This is a genomic window from Patulibacter medicamentivorans, from assembly GCF_000240225.1.
Taxonomy (GTDB): Bacteria; Actinomycetota; Thermoleophilia; order Solirubrobacterales; family Solirubrobacteraceae; genus Patulibacter; species Patulibacter medicamentivorans.
Window position 1 is genome coordinate 1 of sequence record NZ_AGUD01000105.1, and the last position, 8,421, is coordinate 8,421.

Here is an 8,421-nt window from a genome sequence, read left to right on the forward strand (position 1 = left end):
CAGTGGATCGTCCAGCTCGACGCCGCGCCGCTGGCCCGCCACGCCGCCACCGCGGCACCGCCGGGCGGCAGCGTCCGCACGCGGGCCGCGGCGGCCGACGCCCAGCGGGAAGCGATCGACGGGCAGCAGTCGCGCGTGCTCGCCGCGACCGCTCCCGGGATCCGGCCCGACGCCGAGTACCGGGTGACGTTCAGCGGCTTCGCGGCCCGGCTGACCGCCGCCCAGGTGACGGCGCTGCGGCGCGCGCCCGGCGTCCGCCGCGTGACCCGCGAGCGCTACCACCGTCCCAGCGCGCTGGCGACCCGTAGCGCCTTCGGCGGGGCCGACCTGGTCGGCTCGGAGCCGGACTTCCTCGGGCTGCCAGGGCGGCTGTGGACCCGATTGGGCGGACCGTCGCGGGCCGGCGCCGGCGTGGTCGTCGGCGTCGTCGACACCGGCATCACGCCCGAGGCGGCGTCGTTCGCCGGCGACGCGATCAAGCCGCCGCCGGGGTCGTGGCGCGGCCGCTGCGAGACGGGCGAGGCGTTCCCCGCGTCGGCCTGCAACAACAAGCTGGTCGGGGCGCGGTCGTTCATCCAGGACGACACGCGGAAGTACCTGGAGGAGGAGGCGTACGAGTCGCCGCGGGACGACATCGCCCACGGCACCCACGTGGCCGCGATCGCCGTCGGCAACCACGGCGTCGACCCGGTGATCGGCGGCAACGGCCTGGGCGTCGGCCGGATCAGCGGGATCGCCCCGGCGGCCCATCTGGCCGCCTACAAGGCCTGCTGGCCGATCTTCGGCGACATCTACTGCTCGGACGTCGACCTGCTGGCCGCGGTCGAGCAGGCGGTCGCCGACGGCGTCGACGTCCTCAGCCTGTCGTTCGGCGGCGATGTCGACCCGGAGCACCCGATCGACCCGCTCTCGGTGGCGCTGCTGAACGCCGACCGCGCCGGGGTCGTGGTGGCGGCGGCGGCCGGCAACGGCGACGAGAACGGCCTCGGTCGCAACGGGCGCGTCGAGACCCCGGCGTCCAATCCGTGGACGATCGGCGTCGGCGCCAGCACCGGCGGGCGGACCTTCGCCACCACGATCGAGGTCCGCGGCCCTGATGGGCGCCGGGCCTCGGCCCGGGCCAGCGGCGTCGCCGGCCGTCAGCGCGACGTGCCGATCGTGGACGCCCGCGATCTGGAGCGGCCGGGCGGGGATCCGTACTTCCGGGCCCGCCACTGCGTCGACGGCATCGAGCGCGAGGACGTCGCCGGCCGGATCGTGATCTGCGAGCCGACCCAGTACCACGGGCCGCAGACGATCGACCGCACGCTCGCCGCGGCAGGGGCGGTCGGGATCGTCTTCGCGATGCCGCAGGACGAGGCGGAGAACCGGACCACCACCACCCGGGTGCCGTCGCTCCACGTGCGGGAACAGGACCTGGCGGCGCTGCGCCGGATCGCGCACGAGGGCGGGGCCACCGCCTCGTTCGCGGCCGCCGGCGCCAGCGACTGGCAGACCGATCGCAGCGCCTGGCTCTCGTCGTGGGGGCCGAGCCCGGCGACCCGCGACCTGCTCCGGCCCGACGTCACCGCGCCCGGCGTCGGCGTGCTGTCGGCCTACGCACCGGACACCTACGCCGCCCAGGTCGGCCTGGAGCCGCACGAGCGGTTCGCGGCCCGCTCCGGGACGTCGATGGCGACGCCGGCGGCGGCGGGCGCTGCGGCGCTGCTGCGTCAGGCGCGGCCGACCTGGTCGCCGGCCGCGATCCGCTCGGCGCTGGCCACCACCACCGCACCCGTGACGGCGAGCGGCGGCGATGGGCCGGCGCCGCACGTCGCCGTCGGCGGCGGGCGGATCGACCCGAGCGCCGCCGCCGATGCCGGGCTGGTGCTGGCCCCGACCGCCGAGGAGTACCGGCGGGTCGCCGAGGCGCTCGATCCGGGCGCGATCGAGGGCGACCCGCAGCCGCTGGCGCCCCGCGACCTGAACCTGCCGTCGATCAGCCTCGGGACGCTGGTCGCGCCGACGACGGTCGAACGGACGGTGGCCAGCGTGGCCGACCGCGAGGCGACCTGGACGGCAACCGTCGAAGGAGGCGGAACCGGCGCCCCGACGGTGCGGGTGACGCCGGCCCGGTTCACGGTCGCCCCGGGCGCACGACAGCGGCTGAGCGTCGCCGTCGCGGCGCCGCTCGGGTCGCGGGCGTTCGGCGACCGCACGATCGTGCTGCGCGACGCGGCGACGGGCCGCCAGCTGCGGATCCCGGTCGCGGCCCGCAACCCCGGGATCGTCGACCCGCCGGCGCGGGTGCGGATCGAGCAGGCCGACCGGTCGGGTGAGCGGACGGTGACCGCCCGGATCTCCGGAACCGTCGCCGGCGTCGCCCACGGCCTGATCGCGCCGACGGTCGACCGCGACCAGGTCACCGACTCGGTGCCCGACGCCGGCGTCGAGGAGCACCAGGCCAGAATGACGGTGCCCCCGGGCACGGCGCTCCTGCGGACCCGGATGGCGACGCACGAGCCCCGTCCCGACTACGCGGCGCACTTCCTCTACCGCGACACGGACGAGGACGGGCGGTGGAGCCCGTCCGACATCCGCGTCGCCGGGGTCTTCGCCGACCAGGACGCGGAGCTGGCCTGGCCGGTCCCGGGCCGCTACGTCGTGCTCACGCAGACGTCGATGCCGGACGACGGGTCGCACGTGCGCTTCGACCGGCGGACGTGGATCGTCGACGACCCGCGTCCGAACGATCCGCAGCCCGAGCCGGGGCTGACGGTGGCCGGCGACCCGGCGCACGCCGAGGGCCCGGCGGAGCGGTCGTTCCCGCTGCGCTGGAACGGCGTCGGCGGCGACGAGCCGCTGCTCGGCCTGGTGAGTTGGCACGCCGGCGACGACCGCGATCCGACGCGGCGGCTGGCCGAGTCGGTGGTCGAGGTCGAGCCGCGGCGCTGAGGCCTCGGGGCGGACGGGCCGACCGGCTCGTCCGCCCCGTTGCGCGGGTGCCGTCGCCGTCGCCGGCCTTCGCCACCGCCTGAGGCCGCGGGCCCGACAGATAGTCAGCTTCTATTGACAATCAGCATCAGCTGACCATATGCTGCGCGCTCCTCGACCAGGAGCCCCGCATGCCCGAGACCGTCATCCGTCACGACAACGCCCCCCGCTTCGGACAGGCGGGCACCGAGATCACCGGCTACGCGTCGCCGACCCGCGGATCGCACGCCGTGTCCGCATGGAAGGTCGTCCTGCACCCCGGGGCCGGCAGCCCTCGCCACTCCCTCACCCACGGCGAGTCGTTCCTGATCCTCGACGGACGGATGACCTTCGTCGTCGACGATCGCCGCCACGAGCTGGCGGCCGGCGACGCGATCTGCGTGCCCCCCGACACCGACTTCCGGCTCACCAACGACGGCGGCGAGCCGTGCACCGCGATCTGCTGCATGGCGGCCGCCGGTCAGGCGATGGTCGACGGCGGCGAGCCCTTCTCCCCGCCGTGGGCGCTGTGACCGACGACGCTGCGGCCGCCGACCTGCCGATCCTGTTGGCCGGAGCGATGAGCGCGGTCAGCGACCGGCTGCTGGCCGCGATGCAGGACCGCGGGATCGCCGACATGCGCCCGTCCTTCGGCTACGTGATCCGTGCCGTTGCCGCCGAGCGGCCGACGGTCAACGGGCTAGCGGAGCGGCTCGGCGTCACCAAGCAGAGCGCCAGCCGGCTAGTCGACGACATGGAGCGCGACGGCTTCGTCGAGCGGGTCGTCGATCCCGCGGACCGTCGCGCCCGCCGGCTCCAGCTGACCGACAAGGGCGCGACGGTCCGCGGGATCGCGATCGCGACCGGAACCGCGATCGAGGCCGAGCTGCGCGACGTACTGGACGCGAGCGCCGTCGTCGCCGCCCGCGCGGTGCTGGAGGCGATCATCACCGCCGGCGGCGCGAGGGCGGACCTGGCGGCGCGGCGGGCGCGACCGACCTGGTGAGCGGCGGCGCAGCGGCCCGGCTCGACCGCTACCGCGCGCCCGACGTTCCCGGGCCAGCGGAGACCAGCGCGGCGACGGCGGCCGCCGCGGCCACCGCGTCGTCCACGATCGCGATCGCGTCGCCGCCGGGGAGCGGCGGCCGGCGCACGATCACGACCGGGATCTGCCGCTGGCGCGCGGCGTCGAGCTTCGCGCGCGTGGCCGCGCCGCCGCTGTCCTTGGTGACGACGACGTCGATCTGGTGCTCGTCCAGCAGCGCCAACTCGTCGGCGAGCGCGAACGGCCCGCGCGCGAGCAGCAGGGCGTGCTCGGGCGGCCGCGGCCCGACGGGGGGCTCGATGCTGCGAACCAGGAACCAGACGTCGCGGACGCCGGCGAACGCCGCCAGGTCGCCGCGGCCGACCGTCAGCAGCGCGCGGCGGCCGACCGCCGCCACGGCCTCGGCGGCGGCGGCGAGGTCGTCCGCCCACCGCCAGTCGTCGCCTGGACCCGCGGTCCACCCGGGGCGGCGGAGCGCCACCAGCGGCACGCCGACCTGATCGCAGGCATCGGCGGCGGCATGCGAGATCCGGGCCGCGAACGGGTGGGTCGCGTCGACCAGGACCGTCACCCGCTCCTCGACCAGCCAGCGGGCCAGCGCCGCGGCACCGCCGAAGCCGCCGCGGCGGACCTCGCCGGCCAGCGACGCCGGCTGCTCGACGCGGCCGGCCAACGAGCTGATCACCCGCAGCCCCGGGCGTGGCGCCAGCAGCTCGGCCAGCGCCCGCCCCTCGCCGGTGCCCCCGAGGATCAGGACCGTGGCGGCGCCGGAGGGGTCGGACCGCTCGCCCATGCGCCGACGGTAGCGGGTGCCCCAGCGGGCCGGTGAGCGGTCGCGGGCAGCCGCTCAGCCGCTGGAGCCCGTGGCCGGCGGCGGGACGACCGTCGCCTGGACGCCCTGCCCGCCGGCGGTCGCCCAGGTGGCCGCGACGACGAGCCCCGCGGGCGAGGCGATCGGCACGGTCGCCAGCGCCCGGCTGGCGCCCACGGGCGGGTCGACCTGGACCTGGCGGCCGCCGGCCCCGCGGTCGTCGCCGAGCGTCGCCACCAGCCGCCGGTCGTCCTGGATCCAGGTCACCCAGAGCCGCCCGTCGGAGGCGTAGGCGGCGGCCGGCGCGGCGATCGGGTCATTGCCGCTGGCACGGGCGATCGTCGTCGCCGTCGCCTCGCCTGGAGCCCACGAGACCAGCCGGCCCGCCGTCCGCGCGCCGTCGACGTAGACCACCCGGCAGAGCGCGGCGCAGGCCCAGCCACGCTGCCCGCTGTTGTTGTCCTGACCCCCGCTGCCGGGCGCCTGCTGGGCCGTCGCGCCGGCGGCCGGCCCGCCGCTGGCTGGGTCGATCTGCAGCAGGTAGACCCCGCTGCGACCAGGCTCGTCGGAGATCTCGTACCAGGACAGCCACAGCCGCCCGCCGCCGTCGAAGGCGAGCGCCGGCGCGTAGGAGAACCCGGGCACAGCGCCCGAGAGGTCGACCCGCTGGTCGCCGTGGACGATCGACAGGCCGCTCTGGAAGGTCGTCGGCACCAGCGGTGCGCCGTCGGACGCCAGCACGCCGGCGCGCCCGAGGCCCTCGTAGGCGGCAGCGAGACCGACCGGCGGCGCGAAGCTGCCGTCGGCGCCGCGGGCCGACGACGCGGTGCCGGAGAAGCCGTCGCGGAAGCCGTCGGCCAGCAGCTGCACGCCGCCCCCCGGCCGTGGCAGGAAGACGGCGTCGCCGACGCTCTGCCAGCCGCCGAAGGCCGTGACGTGGCCGACCCCGCCGATCCCGCCGGCGCTCGGCGCGAAGCTGGCGACGTCCAGCGCGCTGGCGCCGGGCGCCGGATAGGCGACGCTGATCCCGCCGCCGTCGGCGGCGACAGCCGGCACGTCGGTGGCCGCGACGCCGTCGCCGAGCGGGGTCCAGCCGCCCGCCAGCGGCCGCTCGACGAGGTCCGCGAGCACGCCGGCGCTCGAGGCGAACGCCTTGCGACCGGTGATCGCGACGTCGAGGATGCACTCCTCCAGCAGCTGCTCGTCGGTGATCCCCTTCGCCCGGCAGATCTTCTCGGCCGCGGCGCGCTTGGCCGGCGAGAGCATGTCGATCGTGAAGAACCGGCTCGGGAAGCCCTTGCGCAGGTAGTCGTCGGGCCCCTTGCCCTTCGGGTAGTGGAAGAGCGAGGTCCGCTCCCCGACCCGCCAGCTGCGGCCGAAGCCGTCGTAGAGGGCGCGGAAGGCGGACTTCGACGTGTCGTCGCCGGCCAGCTTCGCGGCCGGATAGCGCCTGCCGTCACGGCCGACGAAGTCGTCGTCGGGGTTGCCGTCGAAGTCGCCGAGCAGCCCGCGCAGCCTGCCGGCACGGCCGGCGGCCGGCTGGAGGGCGAGCGCGACGCCGTAGTCGCCGACCGCCCAGACGTAGCCGACGGTCCCGTCGGGCCAGCGGACGGCCACGTCCTCGTCGTGGCGCTCGACCGCCCCGCCGCCCTTCAGCCCCAGCTGGCGGCCGCCGGCGAGCCGCACCGGGTCGCCATCGACGCGCACGTCCATGCCCTTGTCAACCTCGACCGTCGCGCCGCCGACGCGCATCGCGACGGCGGTGTCGATCGCGACGTAACGCGAGTCCCTCCACGGCTCCTGCCGTGCCTGGACCAGCAGGCCGTCGGTCGTCGAGTCGGCCAGCGTGTACTCGCCGGCGGCCTGGAAGTCGTAGCTCGCGCCGTCGAACGTGCCCAGGTGGGGATCGCCGTTGGTCCGTCCGCAGCCGCTGCCGTTGCAGCGCGGTCGCGGGATCGGCCGCGGTCGCGGCTTCGGGCCCTTGTCCTTCGGCCGGCAGAAGTCCTCGCGGCGGTACGACACGATCGAGCCGCCCGAGCCGTTGCCCGGGTCGCCGGTGACCGCGACCCAGACGATCTCGTTCAGCGGCTGCGTGGCGGGGACCTTGCCGTCCTCGTCGTCGCGGCAGGTGCACTCGCCCGGGTCCTCGCTGGCGCAGAACCAGATGTCCGGCTGGTCGGCGTACTGCGAGCGTCCGGGCCAGGTCGCGCGCCAGTGGCCCTCGATCCCGAAGTTCACGATCGGCCGCTCGGGGGCCGCCTCGAAGACCGAGTGCTGGAGCGTGTAGGGCTTGGCGCCGAGGACGGCCGTCCCGGTCCACTTCTCGTGCGCGGTCAGGCCGACCGGGTTGCCGACCGGGTCGCGCATGACCCACTCCGGGCCGAGCGGCTCGGAGCGGACGACGCTCGACGCCCAGGTGCTCAGCAATCCCTCGCCGCCGAGCGCGGCGAACCGCTCGACGTTGGTCCGGGCCCGCAGGACGGAGGGCACGCGCGACCACAGCGACCCCTCGACGTCGACGGCGTGGCCGAAGAAGCCGGCCGCGTCGTAGCTGCGCTCGAACAGCGGCGTCGCGGGGCTGCCGGCGTAGCTGCCGACCCAGTTCAGCCCGTCGAAGGGCTCGACCTCGAGCGCCGCCCACGACGCCATCCCCTCGATGATCCACGGGGGCTCCGCGGTCCACCCGGCGTCGATCTGGAACTCGAAGCAGTGGAAGACCTCGTGGGCCATCACCACCCGCAGCGTGCGGGCGGGAAGGCCGCGGCCGTGGTCGCTGACCCGGATCCGGCAGACCCGCTCGCCGGCCAGGCCGTAGCGCTGGACCGGGGTCGCGTCGGCGAGCACCTGCTTGCCGCGGGAGTCGATGTTCGTCTTCGTGTCGCCGGCGATGATCGGGGTCGTCAGCGGCATCCCGAGGTGGCCGCCGATCACCTGCGCCCAGTGGTCGGCGACCGCGGTCAGGCCGTCGTCCTGGGTGAAGTTGGCGTCGGCCAGCAGCGTGCCCTGGATCGAGTGGCCGCCCTTCGCGGGCTCCAGCAGACCGAGCGCCCGATCGACGACGCGCCGCTGGGCGCGGGTCAGGGTCGACCGATAGCGCAGGATCCACTGCACCGCGAGGGTGCCCGAGGGGACGCTGGCGCGGACCCCGGTGGGCCGGGGAACGCCCGGAAGCCGGCCGTAGGCGACCGAGAAGGCGCGCAGGGCAGTCGCCTTGGTGATCGAGCCGTCGGGCCGGATCTGCTGGAGCACCCGGTCCCAGGCGCGGCGCGGCAGCGTCTCGCGCAGGGCGCGATCGGCCAGCCGCGCGTAGGCGACGGCCAGCTCGTTCGTGGGTCCGACGGCACCGTGGGCCTCCAGTCGCAGCAGGCCGATCCGGCCACCGCGCCGCCAGGCCACGGTCACGCGGACGGTCCGGCCGCGCTTGGTCGTCGTGCGCGCGGCGCGATCGCCCAGCTGGCGGACGCCCTTCGCGTGGCGCGCCCCGGTCCAGCGCCGCAGGGCGGTCCGGGCGGCCGCCGGGCGGTGGACGTCGACGGCCCCCGACAGCAGCCGCCGAGAGCCGCGGCGGAGGCCCGAGGCCGCGACCGAGGACCGGCGCAGCGACCGACGGCCC

The 8,421-nt window shown here is 76.2% G+C and carries 5 protein-coding genes; 3 read left to right on the forward strand and 2 right to left on the reverse strand.

Annotation, left to right across the window (positions count from 1 at the left end; genetic code table 11):
- From PAI11_RS28290 to PAI11_RS24180, 3 genes are all read left to right on the forward strand, one after another.
- Positions 1–2,934 (forward strand): S8 family serine peptidase (locus PAI11_RS28290; protein WP_040599403.1); only part of this gene is annotated, 2,934 nt, incomplete at its 5' end.
- Between the two features lie 170 nt (positions 2,935–3,104).
- Positions 3,105–3,485, forward strand: a complete 381-nt coding sequence (locus tag PAI11_RS24175; protein ID WP_007573263.1) for a cupin domain-containing protein — start codon at positions 3,105–3,107, stop codon at positions 3,483–3,485.
- Positions 3,482–3,958 carry a MarR family winged helix-turn-helix transcriptional regulator gene (locus PAI11_RS24180; protein ID WP_007573265.1) on the forward strand — a complete coding sequence of 159 codons (477 nt, stop codon included), beginning with the start codon at positions 3,482–3,484 and terminating at the stop codon, positions 3,956–3,958. The genes PAI11_RS24175 and PAI11_RS24180 overlap by 4 nt, the downstream gene beginning before the upstream one ends.
- A gap of 28 nt (positions 3,959–3,986) precedes the next feature.
- Here PAI11_RS24180 and PAI11_RS08820 read toward each other — a convergent pair whose 3' ends face one another.
- Both PAI11_RS08820 and PAI11_RS08825 read right to left on the reverse strand, forming a co-directional pair.
- Positions 3,987–4,790 carry a cobalt-precorrin-6A reductase gene (locus PAI11_RS08820; RefSeq protein WP_007573267.1) on the reverse strand — a complete coding sequence of 268 codons (804 nt, stop codon included), beginning with the start codon at positions 4,788–4,790 and terminating at the stop codon, positions 3,987–3,989.
- A gap of 54 nt (positions 4,791–4,844) precedes the next feature.
- The coding region (locus tag PAI11_RS08825; RefSeq protein WP_040599404.1) for a VWD domain-containing protein at positions 4,845–8,421 on the reverse strand (3,577 nt) is incomplete at its 5' end.